Source organism: Ruegeria sp. BHSB196 (assembly GCF_059613135.1).
On sequence record NZ_JBXWRY010000002.1, the window covers coordinates 143902 to 168784 of the forward strand.

At 63.6% G+C, this 24883-nt stretch carries 21 protein-coding genes; 15 read left to right on the forward strand and 6 right to left on the reverse strand.

Annotated elements, in window-relative coordinates; genetic code table 11:
• Positions 1 to 86 precede the first annotated feature (86 nt).
• The 4 genes from purL to AC2FNJ_RS02405 all read right to left on the reverse strand — a co-directional run bounded on the left by purL (position 87) and on the right by AC2FNJ_RS02405 (position 6945).
• The gene (purL, locus tag AC2FNJ_RS02390) at positions 87 to 2246 is read right to left on the reverse strand and encodes a phosphoribosylformylglycinamidine synthase subunit PurL (RefSeq protein WP_496762114.1); all 2160 of its coding nucleotides are present in this window, start codon (positions 2244 to 2246) and stop codon (positions 87 to 89) included.
• Between the two features lie 87 nt (positions 2247 to 2333).
• Positions 2334 to 3455: a BamA/TamA family outer membrane protein gene (locus AC2FNJ_RS02395; protein WP_496762116.1), complete on the reverse strand. Its 1122-nt coding sequence runs from the start codon at positions 3453 to 3455 to the stop codon at positions 2334 to 2336.
• A 33-nt stretch (positions 3456 to 3488) separates the two neighbouring features.
• Positions 3489 to 5756, reverse strand: a complete 2268-nt coding sequence (locus tag AC2FNJ_RS02400) for a mechanosensitive ion channel family protein (RefSeq protein ID WP_496762118.1) — start codon at positions 5754 to 5756, stop codon at positions 3489 to 3491.
• A gap of 280 nt (positions 5757 to 6036) precedes the next feature.
• The gene (locus tag AC2FNJ_RS02405) at positions 6037 to 6945 is read right to left on the reverse strand and encodes a LysR family transcriptional regulator (RefSeq protein ID WP_496762120.1); all 909 of its coding nucleotides are present in this window, start codon (positions 6943 to 6945) and stop codon (positions 6037 to 6039) included.
• Between the two features lie 171 nt (positions 6946 to 7116).
• On the opposite strand from AC2FNJ_RS02405, the gene AC2FNJ_RS02410 reads away from it, so the two are divergent.
• The 11 genes from AC2FNJ_RS02410 to AC2FNJ_RS02460 all read left to right on the forward strand — a co-directional run bounded on the left by AC2FNJ_RS02410 (position 7117) and on the right by AC2FNJ_RS02460 (position 20146).
• Positions 7117 to 10536 carry an indolepyruvate ferredoxin oxidoreductase family protein gene (locus AC2FNJ_RS02410; RefSeq protein WP_496762121.1) on the forward strand — a complete coding sequence of 1140 codons (3420 nt, stop codon included), beginning with the start codon at positions 7117 to 7119 and terminating at the stop codon, positions 10534 to 10536.
• 78 nt (positions 10537 to 10614) lie between these two features.
• The gene (locus tag AC2FNJ_RS02415) at positions 10615 to 11493 is read left to right on the forward strand and encodes a lysophospholipid acyltransferase family protein (RefSeq protein WP_496762123.1); all 879 of its coding nucleotides are present in this window, start codon (positions 10615 to 10617) and stop codon (positions 11491 to 11493) included.
• 8 nt (positions 11494 to 11501) lie between these two features.
• Positions 11502 to 12311 (forward strand): glutamate racemase, encoded by an 810-nt coding sequence (locus tag AC2FNJ_RS02420; RefSeq protein WP_496762124.1) that lies wholly within the window; start codon positions 11502 to 11504, stop codon positions 12309 to 12311.
• A gap of 93 nt (positions 12312 to 12404) precedes the next feature.
• Entirely contained in the window at positions 12405 to 13433 is a 1029-nt protein-coding gene (gene argC, locus AC2FNJ_RS02425; protein ID WP_496762126.1) for an N-acetyl-gamma-glutamyl-phosphate reductase, read from the forward strand.
• Between the two features lie 7 nt (positions 13434 to 13440).
• Positions 13441 to 13887 carry a cytochrome c maturation protein CcmE gene (ccmE, locus tag AC2FNJ_RS02430; protein ID WP_496762127.1) on the forward strand — a complete coding sequence of 149 codons (447 nt, stop codon included), beginning with the start codon at positions 13441 to 13443 and terminating at the stop codon, positions 13885 to 13887.
• A 135-nt stretch (positions 13888 to 14022) separates the two neighbouring features.
• Positions 14023 to 14634 carry a holin-associated N-acetylmuramidase gene (locus AC2FNJ_RS02435; RefSeq protein ID WP_496762129.1) on the forward strand — a complete coding sequence of 204 codons (612 nt, stop codon included), beginning with the start codon at positions 14023 to 14025 and terminating at the stop codon, positions 14632 to 14634.
• Complete coding sequence (locus tag AC2FNJ_RS02440) at positions 14625 to 15203, forward strand: holin family protein (protein ID WP_496762131.1); 579 nt, start codon at positions 14625 to 14627, stop codon at positions 15201 to 15203. The genes AC2FNJ_RS02435 and AC2FNJ_RS02440 overlap by 10 nt, the downstream gene beginning before the upstream one ends.
• A 75-nt stretch (positions 15204 to 15278) precedes the next feature.
• Positions 15279 to 17243 carry a heme lyase CcmF/NrfE family subunit gene (locus AC2FNJ_RS02445; protein WP_496762132.1) on the forward strand — a complete coding sequence of 655 codons (1965 nt, stop codon included), beginning with the start codon at positions 15279 to 15281 and terminating at the stop codon, positions 17241 to 17243.
• The gene (locus AC2FNJ_RS02450; protein ID WP_496762134.1) at positions 17240 to 17695 is read left to right on the forward strand and encodes a cytochrome c-type biogenesis protein; all 456 of its coding nucleotides are present in this window, start codon (positions 17240 to 17242) and stop codon (positions 17693 to 17695) included. Before AC2FNJ_RS02445 ends, AC2FNJ_RS02450 begins: the two co-directional genes overlap by 4 nt.
• A gap of 76 nt (positions 17696 to 17771) precedes the next feature.
• Positions 17772 to 18548 (forward strand): enoyl-CoA hydratase-related protein, encoded by a 777-nt coding sequence (locus AC2FNJ_RS02455; RefSeq protein WP_496762136.1) that lies wholly within the window; start codon positions 17772 to 17774, stop codon positions 18546 to 18548.
• A 41-nt stretch (positions 18549 to 18589) separates the two neighbouring features.
• Positions 18590 to 20146: a trypsin-like peptidase domain-containing protein gene (locus tag AC2FNJ_RS02460; protein WP_496762137.1), complete on the forward strand. Its 1557-nt coding sequence runs from the start codon at positions 18590 to 18592 to the stop codon at positions 20144 to 20146.
• 12 nt (positions 20147 to 20158) lie between these two features.
• Here AC2FNJ_RS02460 and bmt read toward each other — a convergent pair whose 3' ends face one another.
• Together bmt and AC2FNJ_RS02470 are read right to left on the reverse strand one after the other, a co-directional pair.
• Positions 20159 to 21175, reverse strand: coding sequence for a betaine--homocysteine S-methyltransferase (bmt, locus tag AC2FNJ_RS02465; protein WP_496762139.1), 1017 nt, complete (start codon positions 21173 to 21175; stop codon positions 20159 to 20161).
• Between the two features lie 117 nt (positions 21176 to 21292).
• Positions 21293 to 21610 carry a DUF1476 domain-containing protein gene (locus AC2FNJ_RS02470; protein WP_496762140.1) on the reverse strand — a complete coding sequence of 106 codons (318 nt, stop codon included), beginning with the start codon at positions 21608 to 21610 and terminating at the stop codon, positions 21293 to 21295.
• A gap of 189 nt (positions 21611 to 21799) precedes the next feature.
• Here AC2FNJ_RS02470 and purC point away from each other — a divergent pair, with 189 nt between their 5' ends.
• The 4 genes from purC (at position 21800) to AC2FNJ_RS02490 (ending at position 24880) form a co-directional block, all read left to right on the forward strand.
• Positions 21800 to 22555: a phosphoribosylaminoimidazolesuccinocarboxamide synthase gene (gene purC / locus AC2FNJ_RS02475; protein ID WP_496762142.1), complete on the forward strand. Its 756-nt coding sequence runs from the start codon at positions 21800 to 21802 to the stop codon at positions 22553 to 22555.
• A 207-nt stretch (positions 22556 to 22762) separates the two neighbouring features.
• Positions 22763 to 23470: a MarC family protein gene (locus AC2FNJ_RS02480; RefSeq protein ID WP_496762144.1), complete on the forward strand. Its 708-nt coding sequence runs from the start codon at positions 22763 to 22765 to the stop codon at positions 23468 to 23470.
• A gap of 132 nt (positions 23471 to 23602) precedes the next feature.
• Positions 23603 to 23833, forward strand: coding sequence for a phosphoribosylformylglycinamidine synthase subunit PurS (gene purS, locus AC2FNJ_RS02485; RefSeq protein WP_496762145.1), 231 nt, complete (start codon positions 23603 to 23605; stop codon positions 23831 to 23833).
• Between the two features lie 3 nt (positions 23834 to 23836).
• Positions 23837 to 24880 (forward strand): zinc-dependent alcohol dehydrogenase family protein, encoded by a 1044-nt coding sequence (locus AC2FNJ_RS02490; protein WP_496762147.1) that lies wholly within the window; start codon positions 23837 to 23839, stop codon positions 24878 to 24880.
• The last annotated feature ends 3 nt before the right edge of the window (positions 24881 to 24883 follow it).

Below are 24883 nucleotides of genomic sequence, written 5' to 3' on the forward strand. Positions count from 1 at the left end.
CGCGCGCCTGTCGCAAATCGAAATGCCCTCGCGCGTATTTCGCCGCAGGGCATCCGTGTTTCCAATGGCCAAAAGAGATCGCGCGATCAGGCCACCGCCGCCGCGAAACTCGTGCGGAAGATCTGGCTCAGCTCCGCCAGGGGCGCTTCGGAGCCGCCGATGCGCACGGTGTCGCCCGTGAACCGGCCGACGGCGGCGATCGGCACGCCGGTCCGTCCGGCCGCGATCATCAGGGCTTCGGCCTGATCGAAATTGCAGGCGACCAGGTATCGGGCCTGATCCTCTCCGAACAGGACTTCAGTTGGTGCATCGTCCAGATGAACGCCGACGCCGGATGCCTCGGCCAGTTCGAAGGCCGCCAGGGCCAGTCCCCCGTCGCCCAGATCCGTGCAGGCCTTGATCAGGTCGCGATGGGCGCGAATGAAGTCCCCGTTGCGCCTTTCGGCGTCCAGATCGACATGCGGGGCATCGCCGTCCTCGCGGTTGAAGACCTCGGCCAGCAGAGCGGACTGGCCCAGATGCCCCCGGGTCTCGCCCACGATCAAGGCGACGTGGCCTTCGCGCACCTCGTTGCCGATGATGTGGTCGCTGTGATCGAGAAGGCCCACGGCGCCGATCGTTGGTGTGGGCAGGATCGCCTGACCGTCGGTCTCGTTGTAGAGCGAGACGTTGCCCGACACGATGGGCATGTCCAGAGCCGCACAGGCCGCGCCGATGCCCTTGATGGCACCGACGAACTGGCCCATGATGTCCGGCTTTTCAGGGTTGCCGAAGTTCAGGTTGTCGGTTGTGGCCAGCGGTTTGGCTCCCACCGCCGTCAGGTTGCGATAAGCTTCGGCCACCGCCTGTTTGCCGCCTTCCTCGGGGTTGGCCCGCACATAGCGCGGGGTCACGTCCGAGGTGAAGGCCAGCACCTTGTCGGTGCCGTGCACGCGGACCATGCCGGCGCCCAGACCCGGCGTGCGGGCGGTGTCGGCCATGACCATGGTGTCATATTGTTCATAGACCCACTGTTTGCCCGCGTAGTTGGGCGAGGCGAGCAGGGCGCGCAGGCCGTCGATCGGGTCGATCTGCGGCACTTCGGCCAGCGGCGCGGCAGGCGGCGTCGGCACCCAGGGGCGGTCGTATTCGGGCGCGGTCGAAGACAGTTTGGACAACGGCAGATCGGCCTTGATCTCGCCGTTGTGCATGATCTGGAAACGATCCTCGGCGATTGTTTCGCCGACGATGGCAAAGTCGAGATCCCATTTCTCGAACACCGCGCGGGCCTCGGCCTCTTTCTCGGGCTTCAGCACCATCAACATGCGTTCCTGGCTTTCGGACAGCATCATCTCGTAGGCGGTCATCCGTTCTTCTCGCTGAGGCACCGAGTCCAGATCCAGCCGGATGCCCAGACCGCCCTTGTCGCCCATCTCGACTGCCGAGCAGGTCAGTCCCGCCGCGCCCATGTCCTGGATCGAGATCACGGCCCCGGTCTGCATCAGTTCGAGGCAGGCCTCCATCAGGCGTTTCTCGGTGAAGGGGTCGCCAACCTGAACGGTGGGGCGCTTTTCCTCGATACTGTCGTCGAATTCGGCGCTGGCCATGGTCGCGCCGCCGACGCCATCGCGCCCGGTCTTGGCGCCCAGGTAGACGACCGGCATGCCGACGCCGGAGGCGGCGGAATAGAAGATCTTGTCGCTGTCCGCGAGGCCGGCCGCAAAGGCGTTGACCAGGCAGTTGCCGTTGTAGGCGGGGTGAAACCGCACCTCGCCGCCGACACAGGGCACGCCGAAACAGTTGCCATAGCCGCCGATCCCTTCGACCACGCCGTTGACCAGCCGTCGGGTCTTGGGGTGCGCGGGCTCGCCGAAACTGAGCGCGTTCATCGACGCGATGGGGCGGGCACCCATGGTGAACACGTCGCGCAGAATGCCGCCGACACCGGTCGCCGCACCCTGGTAGGGCTCGATGTAGGACGGGTGATTGTGGCTCTCCATCTTGAAGACGACCGCCTGGCCGTCCCCGATATCCACCACGCCCGCATTTTCACCGGGGCCGCAGATGACCTGCGGGCCCGAGGTGGGCAAGGTGCGGAGCCATTTCTTGGAGGACTTGTACGAGCAGTGCTCGTTCCACATGGCCGAAAAGATGCCGAGCTCGGTGAAGGTGGGTTCGCGCCCGATGATTTCGAGGATCATGTCGTATTCCTCGGGCTTCAACCCGTGCGCGGCAATCAGGTCTGGTGTGATCGCGGGCTCTTGCATCGTCTGTCCTGTCCCCAAGCTGGCCGATTTTCGCGCCTTTTAGGCCATGGCCGCGCCGGGGGAAAGTGGCAAGAACGCGCAGACGCGTCAGAACCGTTGGCCGACATAGATGTATAGGTTGTTTTCCTGCTGGTCGTTGCGGCTGAGATCGACCGAGAAATCCAACGGAAACTTCTTGGAGACGCGATAGCGCGCGCCGACGCCATAGGCCACATGGGTGCCGGCGTCGTTCAGCTCGCTGAAACTCGGGCCGGCCTGACCTGCGCCGCCGAAGGCGACCAGGCCGATACGCTCCGTCACACGCTGTCGGAACTCGACCTGCAGCGACGCGGAGTTCAGGTTCAGGAATTGCGTGGCCGAGAAACCGCGGAACGCGTCCACGGGACCAAGGCCGCATTGGTCGAAGAACGGCGTTTCCGAAGAAGAGCCGCAGACGGAAACGCGCCCGGCGACAACGCTTTTCGCACCGAGGCTGAAATACTTGGTGAAATTCACGTAAGCCTTGGAATAGTCATCGACCAGTCCGCTCAGCGCGTATCCCTTGTAGGCTTCAAAGTGCAGGTTGTGGCCGCTGGTCGGATAGATCGTGTCGTCGCGCGTGTCCCAGTCGGAGACGACCCCCAGGTTGCCGATTTCGGTGTTCAGGAACTGATTGAACGGAGGCGGAATCGGCGGGAGGTTGGGAAAGACCGGGTTGATGGTGGTGTTGAGATAGCGGACCGACGCCCCGAACGACAGGTCGGGCGTGACACCGTAGGACAGGCTCAACCGGCCCAGAACGCCATCCTGGCGGATCGGCAGGATGCCGACATCGGTGTAGAGGTCATAGCGCACGTCGGCCTTGCCGTAGAACGCCTTGATGATCCACCGATTGTCGTTGAACTTGAAGCTCACCGAGGCCCCGCCGGCCTTGCTCCCGTTGTCGGACCGAAGCCCGCCCGCGCCGATGACCGATGGGTCGGACCCCTCGTCGAGTTGAAACAGGTACCCGGCGCCCAGGATCAGGCCCGATCCGATCGTCGGGTTGGAAAACGGGATCGGGGCCACGACGAACGAGCCGCGCCTAAAACCGACCGTTTCGGTTTCCGGGCTGCTGCCCAGATCGCCGACCTGCGTGTCCACGACGCCATGTGCGTCCTGCGCATACGCAGTGCCGCAAAGTGCGATCAGGCAGGTTGCAGCGGCACTTCGAATAAAGGTTTTGAACACGCCTTTGGCTCCCGCCTGACGGGGTGGAAACGGCTATTTCTTTCCTTCTTCCGCAGCAGCCTGTTGGTTGGCCGCTTCGGCGGCCGCCGCGCCGATGGAGGCTTTTTGTTCTTCGCTCAGATGCTCGGCCTCGTCCAGGCCGGGGATCGCAACGCGCACCTCGCGGCGGGCAAAGTCGATGCCGTTTTCCTTGAAGGCGGCCTTGACCCGGTTGAAGATTTCCTTGCGCAGGGTGAACTGCTTGCCCGGCTTGGCCATGAACTTGCCGCGGATGATCATTCCTACGTCATCGAAGTCGAACACGCCTTGCGACTTGAACGGCTGGAGGAACCCGTCCTTGTGGGTTTCATCTTCCATCATCTCGGCACCGATCTTCTTGAAGATCTTCTTGACCTTGTTCGGGTCGGTGTCGAAGGGCACGGTGAATTTCAGCTTCATGATGACCCAGTCGCGGCTGTAGTTGGTCAGTTTCTGGATCTCGCCATAGGGAATGGTGTGCACCGGCCCGCGATGGTGGCGCAGCTGCATCGAGCGGATCGAGATCTTCTCGACCGTGCCGGTGGTGCCGCCCACATCGACATATTCGCCCACGCGGAAGGCATCGTCTATCAGGAAGAAGATGCCGCCCACGATGTCCGATACCAGTTTCTGCGCGCCGAAGCCGATGGCCAGGCCCAGGATACCGGCACCGGCCAGAAGCGGGGTGATGTCGAGCCCGAGCGCGCCAAGCGCCAGCAGGCCGAAGATGACCGCGATCGCGACCTGTGCAGTCACGCGCAGCAGCGGCAGCACCGTCGCCAGGCGCGATCCGCCCGCGCCGCCGCCTTCGCCGGCTTCCTCGTCCGGGCTTTGCTCCGCGGCAGTCTGTTCCTTGGCCAGGCGGCGGTTGATCCACAGCGACACGACTTCGTTGAGGATGTAACCGACCGCGGCAATGATGAAGAACTGGATCACCTTGCCGCCCGCATCGGTTCCGGCGCCGGCGATTTCCTGAAGGTCGAGATCCCAGGCATTGGCGATCATCAGGATGACAAATATCCCGGCGACGACTCGGCCGATCCGGATATAGCTGCGCTTGGTGGATTTGTAGGCGCGCTCGGCAATCGGCCCGTCGCCCATCATCGGCGGCTGCAGGTGGCGCACGAGGCCGCGGATCAGCGTATCGAGCGCCGGCGCGATCAGCAGCCAGAACATGGTTTCGAAATGCGCGCCCCCGGCCGCAGCGGCCAGCATGGTCGCGTTTTTCGTGGCGGCGATGTACTCGACGACCAGCCACATGACGACCGACACGGCGATGGCGAAATACGGATAGTAATCCGCCACCCGCTCATCGAACTCGGTCCGGTCCGGGTCGGTCCCGCGCATCATGGCGCTCAGTCCCTCGCGCGCGGTCCAGGCGATCAGCGCGATGTAGATGTGGATCGAGGTGTTCAGCCAGAAACCGATCCGCGTTTCTTCCATCGGCACGCCGTTGAGCGTGTTGAACCGGATGATGAACAAGGTGAACCCGATCAGCAGGAAGAGCCCGATCAGGTTGCGGTGCAAATACTTGGCCCAATGGTCATTCACGTTCACCAGTCGCAGGGACGACCGTTCTGGCGCCAGCACGAACCGGGATATCGCGGCTCCCACCCGCGGAATCCAGATCAGGTAGAACACAAACGGCGCGACCTGCGCGATCTGCTGTTCGTCCAGCAGGCGCCGGCCCACGAAGACCAGCACGTAGTAGAACACGATCAGACCCAGCAACTCGCGGCAGAAGCGGCGAAACAGAAAGGTCACGGCGCCGCGCAGGTCGGTATTGGCGTCGCCCGGCTCGGCCCGAGTCCAGCGCCTGGTCCAGAGACCGACTGCCTTTTCGGCGGCATAGCCGATGGCAAGGGCCAGCAAGGTGTAACCGAACAAGGTGGCCAGACCGGCGGCTCCGAAGGCGGCCCCGAAATTGGCGAACGCCTCGATCTGTTTGGTGACGAGGGTGGGGACTTTGCGGATGACATCCAGCCAGGATGCGATCATGGCATTGGCGGTATCGGTCAAGGAGGCGACAAAGCCCCGTCGGGACTGTTGAGCTTCGCTGTCTTGTGCCGCAACCGCGTCGAGACGCTCCAGCAACAGGGCGCGCACCTGATCGTCGGACATCCGCGCCACCAGGTCGTCAACCTGTTCGGGCGTGAGATCTTCGGGGACGACCGGAGCCGCGACCGCACCTGACGACGATTCCGCGCTTTCCTGTGCGACCGAGATGGAGGCCATCAGTGCCAGCAGCACGGCGGCCGTGAAAAGGCGGAGTAGGTGGAACATCAATGCGCCCTCGACATCGGAAATGTGTTTGTTTTCCGCGATCATAAGGGCGTGAGATCAATTTTCCAGAACTTTCCCCCGGGGCAGGCGCCCCCTCGCACAGAGGGCGAGACAAAAAAAGGCCGAGCACTAAGCTCGGCCGAAGTCCAACAGGGAGGTATGAAGATGATGAGCGTTTCAGCATCATCGCCTTCGAGTGCTCATTTAGGGTTCAGTTCCGGTGCGTTCAAGAAAAACTAGGGTGCGCTCAGTTCAAGTCCGATATGACCTGCGCGCATAGCTAGAGTTTTCCCATCTGTCTCAAGTGTTTGCGGTGGGCGATGATCTCGTCTTGAACGAAGTCCCGGAACGCCGCGATGCGCTGCGAGTGCCGGAGTTCTTCGGGATAGGCGAGGTAGACCGGCACATCGGCGCTTTCGATGTCGGGCAGGACGCGCACGAGATCGGGAAAATCCTCGGTCACGTAGTCGGGGAGCACGCCGATGCCGAGATTGTGCAGGACGCCTTGCAATACGCCGAAATAGTTGTTCACCGTCAGCAGAGAGCCGGGATTGTAGGTCATCAAGTGCTGGACCAGTGACGCGCCGGCACCGACCTGGGCCGAGGAGGGGCTCTGGCAGATCAGGCGGTGGTGCTTGATGTCGTCGAGGGTTTCGGGCGGCCCGTCCTTGGCGATCAGGTATTCGGAAGTTGCATAGAGCTGAATCTGCACTGTCATCAGGCGTTTGCGCACGAGATCGGCCTGGCTGGGTTCCTTCATCCGGATCGCCACGTCCGCCTCGCGCATCGGCAGGTCGAGTACACGTTCTTCCAGCATCAGATCGATGTTCAGTTCGGGAAACTTCTCGTAGAGTTTCGGCAGGCGCGGCGCCAGCCACAAGGTGCCGAAGCCGAATGTCGTGGTCACGCGAAGCTCGCCGAACACTTCTTCTTCGCTGTCTCGGATACGGGCGGCGGCGGCATCGAGCCGCTTGGTCATGGCGGAGGTGGCGTCGAACAGCAATTCGCCCTGTTCCGTCAGAATCAGCCCGCGTGCATGGCGGTGAAACAGGGTGGAATTCAGCGATTCCTCAAGCGCGCGGATCTGCCGGCTGACCGCGGATTGCGAGAGATTCAGCTTGTCGCCCGCATGGGTGAGGCTGCCCGCGTCGGCAACCGCGTGAAAGATTCTGAGCTTGTCCCAATCCATCGCCGCAACTTTCGTTATGAGCCAGCAGCCCTATATGAAAGAGGTAACAATTTCCACATTCAAACGAGGGTGACGAAACGAAAACAACAAAATATGCCTATACAGGTCAGAAATTATGACCTAATATTGAGGCAATTTATCGCACACTAGCCTGACGAGGGGAGACGTCAGATGAGTCAGCCGAAAATATCGCTGAACGACCGCTTCGATCTGAACAAGAGCCCGGTTCTGCTGAACGGAACCCAGGCGCTGGTGCGTCTGATGCTGATGCAGAAGGAACGCGACCGGCAGGCGGGCCTGAATACCGGCGGTCTGGTCACCGGGTATCGCGGTTCGCCGCTGGGTGCCGTGGATCTGCAGATGAGCCGGGCTCAGAAACAGCTCGTTGAAAACGACATCCTGTTCCAGTACGGGCTGAACGAGGATCTGGCGGCCACTGCGCTTTGGGGCAGTCAGCAGGCCGGGCTGCGGGGCGACGGCAAGTATGACGGCGTCTTCGGGCTCTGGTACGGCAAGGGCCCCGGCGTGGACCGTTCGGGCGACGTGATGCGCCATGCGAACATGGCGGGCACCGCGCAGCATGGCGGCGTGCTGATGGCGATGGGGGATGACCACACCGGCGAAAGCTCGACCGTGCTGCACCAATCGGAATGGTCTCTGGTTGACATGTACATGCCGGTGGTCAGCCCGGCCGGGGTGCAGGAAATCCTGGACTACGGGATTTACGGATTCGCGCTCAGCCGGTTTGCGGGCCTTTGGGTGGGTCTCAAGACGATGAAGGACACGATCGAAGTGACCTCGGTCGTGGATGGGCGGCCCGAACGGATGCAACTGGTCGTGCCGGAATTCGACATGCCCGAAGGCGGTCTGAACATCCGCTTGGGCGACACCCCGCACGCGCAAGAGGCGCGGATCATCGATTTCAAGCGTTTCGCGGCCGAGGTGTTCTCGCACGCCAACAAGATGGACAAGCGCATGTGGGGCAAGCCCGGCGCCAAGATCGGCATCGCGGCGGCGGGCAAGAACTGGCTGGATCTCGTCCACGCCATGTCGCTTTTGCATATCGACGAGGCCGAGGCCGAGCGGTTGGGCATCACCACCTACAAGATCGGCCAGACCTTCCCGCTGGACATGAAGGGGTTCCACGACTGGGCCGAAGGACTCGATCTGATCATCATCGTCGAGGAAAAGCGCAAGCTGATCGAGGTGCAGGTCAAGGAAGCGATTTTCGACGACCGCCGCGGGCGCCGCGTCTATGGCTGGTACAAGGGCGGGGCCGGGACCATGCACCGCGATGAGCTGTTCCCGACCCGCGGCGCGCTGGACCCGGTGATGATTGCCGAAAGGATCGGCGAGATCCTGATCGAAGAAGGCCACGACACCGACGGAATCCGGGCCGGCCTGGCCAAGCTTGCCGATGCGCGCCGTGCCGACAACGCGCAGGAAATCGCCGCGCGCCTGCCGTATTTCTGTTCCGGGTGCCCGCACAACAGCTCGACCAAGCTGCCGGACGGCAGCCGGGCCTATGCCGGAATCGGGTGCCACTACATGGTGCAGTGGATGGACCGCAACACGACCGGGTTCACCCAGATGGGCGGCGAGGGCGCCAACTGGATCGGCGAGGCGCCGTTTTCGACCACCAAGCATGTGTTCCAGAACCTGGGCGACGGTACCTACAACCACTCGGGAGTGCAGGCGATCCGGGCGGCGCTGGCGGCGGGCACCAACATCACCTTCAAGATCCTGTTCAACGACGCAGTCGCGATGACCGGTGGCCAAACCAACGAGGGCGGCCTGACCGCCGAGCGCATCGTGCGGGAACTGGATGCCATGGGCGTCCGGCACATCGCGGTCGTCTATGACGAAAAGGAGGACGTGAACTTCAAGGCGCTGCCGTCCGGCGTGGCAACGCACGAGCGCGCCGTATTGATGGACGTGCAGAAGAAATTCCGCGAGATCGAAGGCGTGTCCGCCATCGTCTACATCCAGACCTGCGCCGCCGAGAAGCGCCGCCGGCGCAAGCGCGGCACCTTTCCGGATCCGGACAAGCGGGTTTTCATCAACACGGATGTCTGCGAGGGCTGCGGCGATTGCGGGGTGCAGTCGAACTGCGTCTCGATCGTGCCCAAGGAAACCGAACTGGGCCGCAAGCGGGCCATCGACCAGTCCAGCTGCAACAAGGATTTTTCCTGCCTGAAAGGCTTCTGCCCGTCTTTCGTCACGCTCGAAGGGGCCAAGATCCGCAAGGAGGCGACGACCGAGATCGACATTCCACACCTGCCGAGCCCGGACTTGCCGCAGATCGACGGCACTCACAACGTGGTCATCACCGGTGTCGGCGGCACCGGCGTCGTGACCATCGGTGCGGTTCTGGCCCAGGCGGCGCAGATCGACGGCAAGGGCGCAGGCATGATGGAGATGGCCGGCCTGGCCCAAAAGGGCGGGGCGGTGCATATCCACTGCCGTCTGGCGAACCGGCCCGAGGACATCAGCGCCATCCGGGTGGCGACCGGCGAGGCCCACGCCCTGATCGGTGGCGATCTGGTCGTGTCGGCGGGCGCCAAGACGCTGGGCCTGACCCAGACCGGCAAGACCGGGGGCGTCGTGAACAGCCACGAGATCATCACCGGGGATTTCACCCGCGACACCGAATTCCGAATCCCCGCCGACCAGCTTTCGCTGGCGCTGGAGGCGCGGCTGAAGGACAAGCTGGACCTTTTCGACGCCACCGACCTGGCGCGGATGGTGATGGGCGACTCGATCTATTCCAACATGATGGTCTTTGGCGCCGCCTGGCAGCGGGGCCTGCTGCCGATCAGCCACGAGGCGATCCTGCAGGCCATCGAATTGAACGGCGCCGCGGTGGAGCGCAACAAGCGTGCGTTCGAAGTCGGACGCTGGGCGGTGCTGCACCCCGACGAGGTGGCCGCAATCCTGAAACCGAACGTCGCGGAACTGCCGAAAACCCCGGACGAAAAAATCGCGTTCCGTACCGACCATCTGGTCGCCTATCAGGGCAAGCGGCTCGCCAAGCGGTATCGCCGGATGCTGGACGGGATCGAGGATGCGGCCCTGAAGGAGGCTGTCGCCAAGGGGTATCACAAGCTGCTGTCCTACAAGGACGAATACGAGGTCGCACGGCTGCTGTTGTCGAGCCGCGACAAGGCAGAGGCCGAATTCGATGGCGAAATGAAGATGACCTTCCACCTCGCTCCTCCGATTCTTGGCGGGACGGGGCCGGACGGGCGTCCGAGGAAACGGCAATTCGGCGAGTGGATGCTTGGGCCGCTCAAGCTTCTGTCGCGATTGAAGGGGTTGCGCGGCACGCCGTTCGACGTCTTCGGCTACAGCGCCGAGCGCAGGATGGAGCGCGCGCTGATCCGGCAATATGAGAAGGACATGAAGGAGGTTCTGCCGAAACTCGCCTCCGGAACGCGCGACGCGATCATTGCCCTGGCGCAACTGCCGCTCGACATTCGCGGTTTTGGTCCGGTGAAGGCGGCCAACGAGGGCAAGGCCGCGAAACGGCGCGAGGAGCTTCTGGCGGTCATTCGCCAGGGCGGGCCGGAGATCAGGAAGGCTGCGGAATAATTCGTCACATGCGCGTCACGAAAGCTATGCAAAATTGTTGCCTGCCCCTATTTAGCAGGCACCAATTCGGAGACTCGCATGCCGTCGCGCCGACATGTTGCACGTGACATAACCTACGCCTATTCCGCGGAAACCAAGAGCGGCAGGCTCGTCATCAAGCTGATGGAGAACACCACCGGCCGATTGCGTCTGATCAAGCGGGCCGATGGCTATGAGAAAGAAGTCGCCAACGGCCGCGACTTCTGGGCCGTGATGGCCGAACGGTATGGTCTGACGCTGGATGTGATGGGCGGATCGCTGTCGAACATCCCGAAGGACGGTCCGCTGATCCTGATCGCGAATCATCCCTACGGCATCCTCGACGGGCTGATGATGGGGTATATACTGTCGCAGACCCGCGGCGATTTCCGCATTCTGGCCCATCGCGTCTTCCGCAAGGCCGAGGATCTGAACCGCATCATCCTGCCGATCTCGTTCGACGAGACCAAGGAGGCGATGAAGCTGAATCTGGAAACCCGCAAGACCGCGCTCGACTATCTGGGGCAGGGTGGCGCAATCGGCATCTTCCCGGGCGGAACCGTCAGCACCGCGGCCAAGCCTTTCTCGCATCCCATGGATCCCGGCTGGCGCGGATTCACCGCGCGCATGATCGGAAAGTCGCGGGCGACGGTGGTGCCCGTGTTTTTTGATGGTCACACGTCGCGCCTGTTCCAGATTGCAAGCCATCTGCACTACACGTTGCGGATGGGGCTTCTGATCAAGGAGTTCAAGAAGCGTGTCGATACCCCCGTCAGGATCGTCGTCGGCAAACCCATCGGACGCGACGTGCTGGACCCGTTGTCGAGGGATTCGCGCAGGATGATGGATTTTCTGCGCAAAGCCACGTATGAGCTGTCCCCGAAGCCGTTGAAGTCCTATGACTACGGCTATGAATTCGAGGAACGGCATCGCGCCTGAAGGGGCACATGGCAGTAGGTATCTTTGACTCAGGTCTGGGCGGACTGACCGTCCTGGACGCCGCGCAGAAACGTCTGCCGGACGTGGATTTCCTGTATTACGCCGACAGCGCGCACGCGCCTTACGGCGTTCGGGATGCCGACGATATCCATCAGCTGACCCGCAAGGCGGTGCAGGATCTGTGGGATCGCGGCTGTGATCTGGTGATTCTGGCCTGCAACACCGCCAGCGCCGCCGCGCTGCGCCGGATGCAGGAGGCCGGCGTGCCGACCGGCAAGCGCGTGCTGGGCGTGTTCGTGCCGCTGATCGAGGCCCTGACCGAGCGGCAATGGGGCGACAACTCGCCCCCGCGCGAGGTTGCGGTCAAGCATGTGGCGCTGTTCGCCACCCCGGCCACCGTCGCAAGCCGCGCGTTCCAGCGCGAACTGGCCTTCCGGGCCATCGGCGTGGATGTCGAGGCGCAAAGCTGCGGCGGGGTGGTGGATGCCATCGAGGAAGGAGACATGATCCTCGCCGAGGCGCTGGTTCGGTCGCATGTGGATGCGCTCAAACGCAAGATGCCGCATCCCGAGGCGGCAGTCCTGGGCTGCACCCACTATCCGCTGGTCGAAGACGCCTTTCAGGCGGCGCTGGGCGCCGAGGTCAAGGTGTTCAGCCAGGGCGCGCTGGTGGCCGACAGCCTGGCGGACTATCTGCAACGCCATCCCAACATGCTGGGCAACGGTCCCGGCGGGTATCTGACCACCGGGCAACCCGGAAAGGTCTCCGACCGGGCGACGCAGTTCCTCCGACGACGGATCGCCTTTGAGGCCGCCTGACTTCGGTCAAGGACGGTTCCCACCCCATTTTCTATTCCCCTGACCGTCACACGGGCGGTCAAGACAAGTGACATACGAAGGAAGAGGTCTGATATGACCCACAAGATCGCAATCCTGGGCGCTTCGGGTTATACCGGCGCGGAACTGGTGCGGCTCATTGCCGGGCACCCGAACCTTGAGATCGTTGCGCTGGCCGCCGAACGCAAGGCGGGCCAGTCCATGGCGCAGGTCTTTCCACATCTGCGGCATCTGGACCTGCCGGATTTGTGCCGGATCGAGGACATCGACTTTGCGCGGGTCGATCTCTGTTTCTGCGCGCTGCCGCACAAGACCAGCCAGGAAGTGATCCGCGCCCTGCCAAAGACCCTGCGGATCATCGACTTGTCCGCCGACTTCCGGCTGCAGGATCCTGAAGCCTACCAGAAATGGTACGGCAACCCCCACGTCGCGCTGGAACACCAGAAAGAGGCGGTCTATGGCCTCACCGAGTTCTATCGCGACGAAATCCGGGCCGCGCGGCTGGTGGCCGGAACCGGCTGCAACGCGGCCACCGGGCAATATGTGCTGCGCCCGTTGATATCTGCGGGCGTGATCGATCTGGACGATATCATCCTCGACCTGAAATGCGCGGTGTCGGGGGCGGGGCGGTCGCTGAAGGAAAACCTGCTCCATGCCGAGTTGAGCGAGGGCTACCATGCTTATGCCATCGGCGGCACGCATCGGCATCTGGGCGAGTTCGACCAGGAGTTCTCGAAACTGGCCGGGCAGACGGTGCACGTGCAGTTCACGCCGCACCTGATCCCCGCCAATCGCGGCATTCTGGCAACTTCCTATGTCAAGGGCGACCCGCGCAGCGTCTATGAAACGCTGTGCCAGGCCTACGAGGCCGAACCCTTCGTTCATGTCCTGCCCTATGGAGAGACACCTTCGACCCATCATGTGCGCGGCTCGAACTACTGCCATCTGGGCGTGGCCGGCGACCGGATCGAAAGACGCGCCATCGTGGTGGGTGCACTGGACAACCTGACGAAAGGTAGCAGCGGCCAGGCCTTGCAGAATGCAAACCTGATGTTAGGTGAAACCGAAACGACGGGGCTCATGATGGCCCCTCTGTTCCCGTGAGGACGACATGAAATCGCTCAAGAAACGGCGTCGCATTCAAGTAATCCTGGTGGCCATCGTGGCCCTGGTCCTTGCGACCGGGTTGATAGGCTATGCCATGCGCGACGGCATCAACTTCTTCCGTGCGCCGAGCCAGATCATCGCCGAACCGCCCGAACCGACAGAGGTGTTCCGGATCGGAGGTCTGGTCGAAGAGGGCTCTTTGGTGCGCGGGCAGGGAGAGACCGTGCGCTTTTCCGTGACCGATGGCGGCGAGAGCGTGCCAGTCGTCTATACCGGCGTCCTGCCGGATCTCTTTGCCGAGAACCAGGGTATGGTCGGCACCGGGCGTTACGTGAACGGTGTCTTTGAAGCCACTGAAATACTTGCGAAACACGACGAAACCTACATGCCGAAAGAGGTGATGGACGCGCTGAAGGAACAGGGCGTCTACAAGGAACCCGGCGAAAGCTGACCACCGCCTGCCGGGGCCATACCCGTCTTCTGTTTTTCGCAGTGAAGCGGGCGTTGCACTTGCAGCGCTCCTTCTGCTTTGGCGATGTTAACCGGTCTGACGGAGCGTTTCCGCACCTATGCGGAGGGTTCGGACATGCAGTCGGTCAAACAGTTTGCCGAAGAAATCGTGGCGCGCGAGGGTGGGTTTGTCGATGATCCGGACGATCCGGGCGGAGCGACGAAACATGGTGTGACGATCCACACCTTGCGTCGGTTGGGGCTGGACCTGACCGGGGACGGGCAGGTTGACGAGGCCGACGTGAAAGCGTTGCAACGCCCACAAGCGGTCGAAATCTTTCTGGAACACTATTTCAGGCGACCCCGGATCGGAGAATTGCCCGAATCCTTGTGGGCTCCGCTTTTTGACATGTATGTTAATGCCGGTGCGCAGGCCGTCCGGATTTTGCAGAAACTCCTGCGCGACATGGGGTTCGACATCGTGGTGGACGGGGTGATCGGACCACAGACCGTGGCGGCCGCGCAGGCTGCGGGCCGGCCCGATCCCGTCGTGTTGCGGGACGCCTACGGGATCGCGCGGCGCAACTTCTACTTTCGCCTGGCCGATCGGCGACCCGCGTCCCGCAAGTACGTGCGCACGCGCGCCGGTGGCAAGGGGGGGTGGATCCGGAGGGCGGAGGATTTCATCTCGCCGCGCTACCACCTCGATGACGACGCATTCCAGCAGAGGGTCGCGGCATGGGGCTGATTTCAACGCTTTTTGGTCTGCTGTTCGGCAACGGCAGAAACGCGGTCATCGAAACCGCCGAGGTGTTTCGCGAGAATGCCGAAGCGCAGGCCGGACGGGTGGCCGCCGCGCGCGCCCAGGCAATGGCGCAGTTCGGCGCAGAATTCGCCGTGTCCCGAAAGGGCCGATTCGACCGATTCATGGATGGGCTGAACCGGTTGCCGCGCCCGGCCATGGCCTTGGCCACCTTGGGTCTGTTCACCGCGGCGATGGTGGATCCGCTATGGTTTGCGGAACGCATGCAGGGCATCGCGCTGGTGCCCGAGCCGCTGTGGTGGCTGCTGGGCGTCATCGTATCCTTCTATTTCGGCGCGCGGCATCAAGCCAAGTCCCAGGACTTCCAGAAAGAAATCGCCGGTGTCGTCGCCCGCGCCCCGCTGGTGATGGACAATGTGGCGGCGTTGAAATCGTTGCGCACCGACAACCCCGGTGCCGCCGACCCGGGCGGCGATGCGGCGGCAATTCCTGACGCAGTGGACCACGAAGACAATCCGGCGCTGGAGCACTGGCGCAAGCTTCGACAGTGGTGAGCCGCGACACTATGTGCGCGGGGGGCGAACGAAAGTGATTGGAACCCGCCCCGGTGGCGCATTATACCTCGGGGCATGATTACTGAACTCGGTCACTTTGCCCTGGTCCTCGCCTTCATGGTGGCGATCCTGCAATCCGTCATCCCGCTGATCGGTGCGCATAAACGCTGGTCGGGCTGGATGGCGATGGCAGAGCCCGCCGCCATGGCGCAATTCCTGTTGACGGCCTTTGCCTTCGGAGCGCTTGTCTGGGCCTTCGTCACCTCGGATTTCTCATTGCGCCTCGTGGTGCAGAACAGCCACTCGGCCAAGCCGATGATCTACAAGATCAGCGGCACGTGGGGCAACCACGAAGGGTCGATGCTGCTCTGGGTTCTCATCGTTACCCTGTTCGGAGCCATGGCCGCCTGGTTCGGGGGCGGGCTGCCGCCAACCCTCAAGGCCCGGGTTCTGGCCGTTCAGTCGGCCATCGCGGTCGCGTTCTTTGCCTTCATCCTGTTCACATCCAACCCGTTCCAGCGTCTGATCGTGGCGCCTTTCGACGGTCAGGATCTGAACCCGCTGCTGCAGGATCCGGGACTGGCTTTGCACCCGCCCTTTCTCTATCTGGGCTATGTGGGTCTCAGCATGGCGTTCAGCTTTGCCGTCGCCGCCCTGATCGAGGGGCGCGTCGACGCGGCCTGGGCCCGTTGGGTGCGACCCTGGACGCTGGCCGCGTGGGTGTTTCTGACCATCGGCATCGCGCTGGGATCCTGGTGGGCCTACTATGAACTCGGGTGGGGCGGGTTCTGGTTCTGGGATCCGGTCGAGAACGCGTCGTTCATGCCGTGGCTGCTGGCGGCGGCGCTGCTGCATTCGGCGATCGTGGTGGAAAAGCGCGAGGCGCTGAAAAGCTGGACCATCCTGCTGGCCATCATCGCGTTCGGGTTCTCGCTGATCGGAACCTTCATCGTCCGGTCCGGCATCCTGACCTCGGTTCACGCCTTCGCCACCGATCCGGAGCGCGGCGTGTTCATCCTGGCCATTCTCGCGTTCTTCATCGGCGGCGCGCTGACGCTGTTTGCGGCTCGTGCTCAGGCGATGGAAGCCAAGGGCGTGTTCGGGCTCGTCAGCCGCGAAAGCGCGCTGGTGGTGAACAACGTGCTGCTGGCGGTGAGCTGTTTCGTGGTTTTCTTCGGCACTCTCTGGCCAATCGTGGCCGAGATGGCGTTCGACCGCAAACTGTCGGTCGGTGCGCCGTTCTTCAACGCGGCATTCACGCCGTTCATGGTCGCATTGGGGTTGGCACTGCCGCTGGGGTCGATGCTACCGTGGAAGCGCGGCCGGTTGGGACGGGTTGCCTGGTCGTTGCGCTATGCCTTTGGGCTGGCGCTGGCGCTGGCTCTGCTGGTCTGGGCCATGCAGACCGGGCGCAGCGCATTGGGGCCGGTGGGGCTGTTCCTGGGCGCCTGGGTCACCTTTGGCGCGGTCATCGATCTTTGGAGCCGTACCGGCAAGTCGCGCAGCTTCGCGCGCCTGATGCGCTTGCCGCGGGCCGACTGGGGCAAGGCGGTCGCCCATACCGGACTGGGTGTGACCATGTTCGCCGTTGCCGGGCTCCTGGCGTGGGAAGTCGAGGATATCCGCGTCGCGCGTCTGGGCGAGTCGTTTGACGTGGGCGGGTTCACCCTGACTCTCGAAGAGGTACGGCGGGTTGAAGGGCCGAACTATTTCTCGACGATGGGCACCGTGACGCTCGAAAAAAACGGCCGTCCGGTGGACACGCTCTATCCAGAAAAACGCGACTATCCGGTGGCGCGCATGCCCACGACCGAGGCCGCCATCGACTATCGCATTCTTAGGGACGTTTATGTGGTGATCGGCGACCGCCAACAGGACGGCAGCTGGACCATGCGCACCTATATCAAACCCTTCGCCAACTGGATCTGGGGCGGATCCATCCTGATGGCGCTGGGCGGGTTTCTGAGCCTTTCGGACCGTCGGTTCCGCGTCGCCGCCGGTGCGCGCAAGGCGCCGAGCGGGGGAGTGCCGGCGGAATGAAAAGGCTGCTTGTGACCCTGCTGTTGCTGGCCGCGCCGGTTTGGGCCGTGCAACCCGACGAAGTGCTGGACGATCCGGTGCTGGAAGAACGGGCGCGCGAACTCAGCAAGGAGTTGCGCTGTCTGGTCTGCCGCAACGAAAGCATCGACGACAGCAATGCCGAACTGGCGCGTGATCTGCGAATCCTGGTGCGCGAGCGCCTGGTGGCCGGGGACACGGATGAAGAGGCGATCGACTTCATCGTGGCCCGCTATGGCGAATACGTCCTTCTGAAGCCGACGGCCACGGGCGCGAACTGGATGCTGTGGCTGGCGGGGCCGGCGATGCTGCTGGCGGCCGGTTTTGTGGGATGGCGATTTGTCCGCAACCGCTCGGCCAGCCGGACCGCCGCCGCCGAAGCGGCCTTGAGCGAAGAGGAAAAGGAACGCTTGCGCCGAATTCTGGAAGAGTGACGCGCGGTTTCGCTTTTCCTGCTGGTCGGCTTGCGCCAATTTGCGTCGAAGCGGAACGCGGGCGAGGGGCATCTTCATGCAGTACGAAACGATCACATTCGACATCACCGACAATCTGGCCGTTCTGACGCTGGACCGGCCGGAAAAGATGAACGCGCTGACCACCCAGATGCGCGCCGAGATCACGCATGCCATGAAGCACGGCGCCCGCAACGCCCGCGCCATCGTGCTGACCGGCGCGGGGGGCGCGTTCTGCACGGGCCAGGATCTGGGCGACGCCTCCAGCACCGGCAAGATCGACCTGGAGCGGGCGCTTCGGGACGAATATGAGCCCATGCTGGAGTCGGTCTATGACTGTCCGGTGCCGACGATCGCGGCGGTGAATGGTCCGGCGGCGGGGGCGGGGGCCAACCTGGCGCTCTGCGCCGATGTGGTGATCGCGACCGAAAGCGCCTATTTTCTGCAGGCTTTTGCCCGGATCGGGCTGATGCCCGATGCGGGCGGCACCTGGTTCATGCCGCGCCAGATGGGGTTTGCCAAGGCCATGGGCGCGGCGCTGTTTGCCGACAAGATCAGCGCCCGGCAGGCGGATGATTGGGGATTGATCTGGGAAGCGGTTGCCGACGACGCCTTCGAGGAGCATTGGCGCAAACGCGCGGCCTATCTTGCGAACGGTCCCACCGCAGGATTTGCCGCGATCAAGAAGGCGATCCGCGGCACCTATGGAAAAAGCCTGACCGAACAGCTGGCGGCCGAAGCCCATCTGCAGGGCGAATGTGGCCGCACCCGCGACTTTGCCGAGGGTGTCGTGGCGTTCCTGGAAAAGCGTCCGGCGCGGTTCGAGGGGCGCTGACCCATTGACACACGGGGGCGGTGCGGCGTCATGATCGGAGCATGACCGCTCCGACGCCCAGCCCCTGCGCTGCGGTTCTGGAACACCTCACGGGACGGAATCGCGGCCACTATTCCTGGATCACCGCCGATGCCATGGACATCTGGCTGGACGAGGCGGGAACCCTGCGGGTTCTGCCTCCGGGCGCACAACTGCCGGATGGCGTGTTCGCCGCGCGCGTTCTCCGCGATGGCGATCGATTCTCGGTCGAAGCGGCGGATGCCCGGATCTGGGTCAACCGGGAGCAAGTGCGTGATTGCGCTCTGAAACAGGGCGACATGATCGAGTTCGGCGAGACCGGGCCGCTGTCCCGGTTTCGGGTCTACGATGACCGGACCCGGCCCAAGAGCACCTTCGGAGAAATCCTCGACGATGCACTGTGCTATCTGCGTACCAGTCGGCGGCCTCTGTTGAGCCGAGCCAGCCGGGCGGTCGCGGGTGCGGTGCGCCGGATTGCCACCGATACGACGCTCCTGTTCCGTGCGGGCGTTCTGGCGGCGCTGGCGGCGCTGACGGTTGCGGTGGTTCTGCAGTTCCGGGCGGATGTTACGCTTCGCGCGCAGCTCGAAAGCGGCCAGTTGCAGATCGATTCGGTGGCGGCCGCCCTGAACGAGGCGCAGCGCGAGGCCATCCGCCCCGGCGACCTTGCGGCCTTGCAGGAGGAGCTGCGCAACCGGCTGTCCGTCAATACCGAGCGGCTACAGACGCTCGAGGCGCGGTCGGGCGCCGCCATGCGCGTGGTGCGCGAGGCAGCGGCTTCGGTGGGGTTCCTTCAGGGCGGGTACGGGCTGCGTCACCGCGACAGCGGCCGGATGCTGCGCCAGGTGGTGGATGCCGATGATGTGCCCATACGTTTGCCCAACGGGCAGCCGATGCTCTCGCTCGACGGGAACGGGCCCGTGGCCGAGGTTCAGTTCAACGGCACCGGGTTCGTGCTGCGCGACCACGGCGTGATCGTGACCAACCGTCACGTGGCCGTGCCCTGGGATGACGAGCCGGGCGTGCGTATGGGCGGCGAGGTGATGGAGCCGGTCATGATCCGTTTTGTCGCCTATTTTCCCGGTGGCATCGGCCCGATCGACCTGGCGAGCCAGTCCGTCAGCGATACGGCGGATCTGGCGCTGCTGGTGCCGGCCGACGACACGACGCTGCCCGCCGGCATCGCGCTGGCAGATGCGCCGCCCGCGCCGGGACAGGAAATCCTGGTCATGGGCTATCCCACTGGCTTGATGTCGCTGCTGGCGCAATCCGGCGAGGCTTTCGTCGAAGAGTTGCGAGAGCGGGGGGAAACCGGGTTCTGGCAGGTCGCGGCGCGCCTGTCCGAGGCGGGCCTCATGTCGCCGCTGTCCAGCCGCGGGATCGTCGGGCAGACGACGGCCGCCGCCGTGGTCTATGACGCCGAGACCACGCATGGGGGTAGCGGTGGCCCGGTCCTGAACCTGCAGGGCGAAGTGGTGGCGGTGAATGCGGCGATCATTCCCGAATTCGGCGGTTCGAATTTCGGGGTTCCGGTGGCGCAGCTGCGTGCGCTGCTCGATGCGCCTCCGGTCAGCCAGTAGGGGTACTGCCGGTCAGGCCCGCCGCCTGCGCCGCGTGCGGCGCTCGCTGCCCGGTTCGGCATCGCCGGTTCCATCCGAGGCCGAGGTGAACGGACCCAGCGCTGCCGTAATCTGATCCAGCGTCGGGCGATCACCGGGGGCGGTGGTGTCCAGGGCCTCGCGCATCTTGCGCAGATGGTCGGGCATGGTGCCGCAGCAGCCGCCGATGATCCTGGCGCCGGCATCGCGCGCCATGGCCGCATACTGTCCCATCAATTCCGGCGTTCCGTCATAGTGGATATGGCCGTCCACGTATTTCGGAATGCCCGCATTGCCTTTGGAGATCACCGGTCTTTCGGTGCCCTGCGCGACAAACCCCAGAACCGTGCGGAGAATGTCCGATGCGCCGGTGCCGCAATTCGCGCCGAAGGCGATAGGCGGGTTGGGCAGGGTCTCGACCAGCTGCGCCAGATCGGCCGAGGTGACGCCCATCATCGTGCGGCCGGCGGTGTCGAAGCTCATGGTGCCACACCAGGGCATGTCGGCGAGGGCAAAGGCTTCGGCGGCGGCGCGGAACTCTTCGGGCGCGCTGATGGTTTCCAGCCACAGCACGTCGGCGCCGCCTTCCTTCAGCCCCTCGGCCTGTTCGTGGAACATCTCGACCGCGGCGGCGTGCGACAGGCTGCCGACCGGCTCCATGATCTCGCCCGTCGGCCCGACCGAGCCTGCAACGATCACCGTGCGATCCGCGGCGTCGGCAACCTCTCGTCCCAGTTCGGCGCCGATGCGGTTCAGTTCACGAACCCGATCCTGCGCATCATGCAGTTTCAGCCGGGCGGCGGTGCCGCCGAAGGTGTTGGTCAGAAACAGATCGCTGCCCGCATCGACCGAACCGCGATACAGCGCGCGAATCTTGTCCGGGGCGTCGGTATTCCACAATTCCGGAGCATCGCCGGATTGCAGCCCCATGTTGAAAAGGTTGGTGCCAGTGGCGCCGTCGGCAAGCAGAACGCCGTTGCGCGCGAGAAGTTCGGAAAGCGGGTTCGTCATCTATGGGATCCGTTGAACATGGTCCGGGACCAAAACTGAGACGCCCCGTGTCTCACGAACGGGGCGTCAAATCAAACTCATAAAACTCATGAAGATCATGAGGTTTCCAGCAGAGCCTTATCCGGTCTCGCTCAGAACCTCTGCCTTCGCCTGCGGCAACAGCTCGGCCATCTTGGCGCGGATTTCATCCGGGCTCGACAGGTCGCCCAGATCGGCTGCGACCTTGCGCACAACGTCCTCGTGGCCGGCTTCCTCGAAGTCGGCAATCACGACCGCCTTGGCGTATTCGGCGGCCTCGTCTCCGGTCTTGCCCAGCTTTTCTGCTGCCCACAGGCCCAGCAACTTGTTACACCGGGCTTGTGCCTTGAACTGCATTTCCTCGTCATGGGCGAATTTTGCTTCAAAGGCGTTTTCGCGTTCGTCGAACGTGGTCATCGGAGTTGGGCCTCTTCCAGTAACGGTGTCTTTGTTGATGATATGACCATACGCGACGCCGGGTGCAAGGTGTTTGCGCTGTGACAAAGCCTCTCGGGGCGCATGAACTTGCGGGAAAGGGGGGCTTGGCTTAAGAGGGCGCCAAGGCTGAGGGAGTCGATCCCTGGCCGCAGTCTGAAAGGGTCGCACATGGCGCGTCGCAAGAAAATCTACGAAGGCAAGGCCAAGATCCTGTACGAAGGCCCGGAACCGGGGACCATCGTTCAGTATTTCAAGGACGACGCCACGGCCTTCAACGCCGAAAAGAAAGACGTGGTCGAGGGCAAGGGCGTTTTGAACAACCGTCTGAGCGAATTCTTCATGAATGGCCTGAACCAGATCGGCGTCCCGACCCATTTCATCCGCCGCCTTAATATGCGCGAACAGCTTGTGCGCAGCTGCGAGATCATTCCGCTGGAGGTCATCGTGCGCAACTATGCGGCCGGATCGCTGTCCAAACGGTTGGGAATCGCCGAAGGCACCCAGTTGCCGCGACCGATCATCGAATACTGCTACAAGGACGATGCGCTGGGTGATCCGCTTGTGACCGAGGAGCATATCGCCGCCTTCGGCTGGGCCAGCCAGCAGGACATGGACGACATCGTGAGCCTGGCGCTGCGGGTCAACGACTTCATGAGCGGCGTGATGCTGGCCGTGGGCATCCGGCTGATCGATTTCAAGATCGAGATCGGCCGCGTCTATGACGGCGACTTCCAGCGGCTGATCGTGGCGGACGAGATCAGCCCTGACAGCTGCCGTCTGTGGGACATCGAAACCGGTCAGAAGCTTGACAAGGACGTGTTTCGCCGTGATCTGGGCAATCTGACGGACGCCTATTCCGAAGTCGCGCGCCGCCTTGGCGTTCTGCCCAAGAGCGCGGTGGCCAAGCCAACCCTGATCAACTGAGCCAGAGGGCGGCGCGCCATGGCCTTGCCTTGCGCGCGTGGGCGGTACACGCGTGGGCGGGACATCGGAGCCTTTGTGAATTGCGGCCCGGTCCGAAAGTCGTCGCGTATCCCGCGTTTGTCTCAGGTTCGGCTTGCACCGGGCTTTTCTTGGCTGCTTGGTGCAGTATGATCCGCGGCACGGCTGGCCTGGTTCAACGATGGACGGATGCTGCCGTCTGGAGGCCAGGAAGACATGGGCGAGCTTTTCGATCAGGCGATTTTCCTCAAGTTTCTCGCGGCTTTGCTGGCGATCTTCAATCCTCTGTACGGAATCCCGATCTTCCTCGGCATGACCGAGGGCTATTCCGCGGCCGAGCGCCGCAGGGTGGCGTTGATCGTGACGGCAACCGTGACGGTCGTCGCATTGATCGCAGTCGGCGTGGGAGAAGAGATTCTCGCGATCTTCGGAATTGACATCCCGTCGTTCCGTGTCGCCGGCGGGATCGTCATTCTGGGCGTCGGGTTGACGATGTTGAACGCCTCGGACCGTTCCCAAGGCGATCGAGAGGCAGTCAGCGAAGGTCACGCCGGCAAGGGCAACATCGCCGTCGTACCGCTTGCCATTCCCCTGACGATTGGTCCGGGTACCATCGCGACCGCCATCGTCTTCGCCCATATGCTGCCGGACGGGGCCGAAATCGTGACGTTGGGTTCGGCCGTTCTGATCGCCTGCGCTCTTGTCGGCCTGGGCCTCATCTTTGCGGATCGCATCTCGCGGTTTCTGGGAACGACGATGATCAGCGTGATTACGAGGGTGATGGCCATCATTCTGGTGGCGGTCGCCATCGAAATGGTGCTGACCGGCGTGTTCGACGCGATCGACGCCCGGTATCCGGGGCTCTCCACCTCGTTTCAGGTCTCCCCATCCAGCTAGCGCGGCCGGATCCCTGCGCCGCGAACGACCGCCCGTGCCGCCATCGAAGGCTTGTTCACGGGAGGGAAGCAGGGTATCCCCCGCGCAACGGAAAAGCCCGGTTTGGGGCGGGCGATAGTGGAGTTGCAGGAAATGAAGGCACGGGTGCATGTGATGCTCAAGACCGGGGTGCTCGATCCGCAGGGCGAGGCCGTGCGTCACGCCTTGGGCGCCATGGGTTTCGACAAGGTCGAAGGGGTCCGGCAGGGCAAGGTGATCGACCTGGAACTGGCCGAGGGCACGACCGAGGCGGACGTTGCCGAGATGTGCGAAAAGCTGCTGGCGAATACCGTGATCGAACGCTACGAGATCGAGCTTGGCTGACTCATGCGGGCCGCGCGTCTGATCGCCTACCGTCAGCCGCTGGACCTGACGACCGTGCCGGACCCTGAGCCGGAGGCCAACAGCGTGGTGCTGCGGGTGCTGGCCTGCGGCGTGTGCCGGTCGGACTGGCACGCCTGGACGGGGTCGGACCCGGATGTCGTCATGCCGATCACGCCGGGCCACGAATTCTGCGGTGAAGTGGTCGCCGTCGGCAGGGACGTGACGCGCTGGCGGATCGGAGACCGGGTGATTGCGCCCTTCATCCTGGCGTGCGGCCGTTGCGGCGACTGCGCGGCTGGTAATCAGACGGTCTGCACCGACCAGGTCGTGCCCGGTTTCACCTGCGACGGCGCCTTTGCCGAGTTGATCGCCGTGGCGCATGCCGATGCCAATCTGACCGCCTTGCCCGACACGCTTGCGCCCGAAATCGCCGCGGCGCTGGGGTGTCGTGTGACCACGGCCTGGCAGGCGCTGGTGGGTCGGGCGCGGATCGGACCGGGCGAGTGGCTGGCCGTGTTCGGTGGAGGTGGCGTCGGGATTTCGGCGCTGCTGCTGGGCCGGGCGCTTGGTGCCCGCGTCGTGGTCGTGGATGTCAGCGATGAAAAACTGGACTATGCCCGCGCGCTCGGCGCAGATGCGGTCGTGAACGCCGAAACCGCCGACGCGCCGGGTGCGGTGCGAGAGATCACCGGCGGCGGGGCGCATGTGGCGATCGAGGCGCTGGGGATCGAAACCACAACGGTCGCCACCCTGCGGTCGCTGCGAAAACTGGGCCGGATGGTCCAGATCGGGATGCCAGCCGGCGATCATGCGCAAATGACGCTGCCGATGGATGCGCTCTATGCCGGCCAGTTGACCATTCACGGAACCCGCGGCATGCCCAGTTGGCGCTACCCGTCGCTTCTGAACCTGATCGCAGGCGGGCAAGTGGAACTTGGCCCGCTCGTGACCCGAACCATCGCCCTGAGCCAGGCAAGCGACGAGCTTGCCGCCTTTGACCGCCCCGCGCCTCCGGGCGTGGCCGTCATCACCGATTTTGCAAACTAGGAG

Coding starts and splice junctions, on each gene's coding strand:
- purL (WP_496762114.1), bottom strand. CDS start 2,246: ATGCAAGAGCCCGCGATCACACCAGACCTGATTGCCGCGCACGGGTTG.
- AC2FNJ_RS02400 (WP_496762118.1), bottom strand. CDS start 5,756: ATGTTCCACCTACTCCGCCTTTTCACGGCCGCCGTGCTGCTGGCACTG.
- AC2FNJ_RS02405 (WP_496762120.1), bottom strand. CDS start 6,945: ATGGATTGGGACAAGCTCAGAATCTTTCACGCGGTTGCCGACGCGGGC.
- AC2FNJ_RS02410 (WP_496762121.1), top strand. CDS start 7,117: ATGAGTCAGCCGAAAATATCGCTGAACGACCGCTTCGATCTGAACAAG.
- AC2FNJ_RS02415 (WP_496762123.1), top strand. CDS start 10,615: ATGCCGTCGCGCCGACATGTTGCACGTGACATAACCTACGCCTATTCC.
- AC2FNJ_RS02420 (WP_496762124.1), top strand. CDS start 11,502: ATGGCAGTAGGTATCTTTGACTCAGGTCTGGGCGGACTGACCGTCCTG.
- argC (WP_496762126.1), top strand. CDS start 12,405: ATGACCCACAAGATCGCAATCCTGGGCGCTTCGGGTTATACCGGCGCG.
- ccmE (WP_496762127.1), top strand. CDS start 13,441: ATGAAATCGCTCAAGAAACGGCGTCGCATTCAAGTAATCCTGGTGGCC.
- AC2FNJ_RS02435 (WP_496762129.1), top strand. CDS start 14,023: ATGCAGTCGGTCAAACAGTTTGCCGAAGAAATCGTGGCGCGCGAGGGT.
- AC2FNJ_RS02440 (WP_496762131.1), top strand. CDS start 14,625: ATGGGGCTGATTTCAACGCTTTTTGGTCTGCTGTTCGGCAACGGCAGA.
- AC2FNJ_RS02445 (WP_496762132.1), top strand. CDS start 15,279: ATGATTACTGAACTCGGTCACTTTGCCCTGGTCCTCGCCTTCATGGTG.
- AC2FNJ_RS02450 (WP_496762134.1), top strand. CDS start 17,240: ATGAAAAGGCTGCTTGTGACCCTGCTGTTGCTGGCCGCGCCGGTTTGG.
- AC2FNJ_RS02455 (WP_496762136.1), top strand. CDS start 17,772: ATGCAGTACGAAACGATCACATTCGACATCACCGACAATCTGGCCGTT.
- AC2FNJ_RS02460 (WP_496762137.1), top strand. CDS start 18,590: ATGACCGCTCCGACGCCCAGCCCCTGCGCTGCGGTTCTGGAACACCTC.
- bmt (WP_496762139.1), bottom strand. CDS start 21,175: ATGACGAACCCGCTTTCCGAACTTCTCGCGCGCAACGGCGTTCTGCTT.
- AC2FNJ_RS02470 (WP_496762140.1), bottom strand. CDS start 21,610: ATGACCACGTTCGACGAACGCGAAAACGCCTTTGAAGCAAAATTCGCC.
- purC (WP_496762142.1), top strand. CDS start 21,800: ATGGCGCGTCGCAAGAAAATCTACGAAGGCAAGGCCAAGATCCTGTAC.
- AC2FNJ_RS02480 (WP_496762144.1), top strand. CDS start 22,763: ATGCTGCCGTCTGGAGGCCAGGAAGACATGGGCGAGCTTTTCGATCAG.
- purS (WP_496762145.1), top strand. CDS start 23,603: ATGAAGGCACGGGTGCATGTGATGCTCAAGACCGGGGTGCTCGATCCG.
- AC2FNJ_RS02490 (WP_496762147.1), top strand. CDS start 23,837: ATGCGGGCCGCGCGTCTGATCGCCTACCGTCAGCCGCTGGACCTGACG.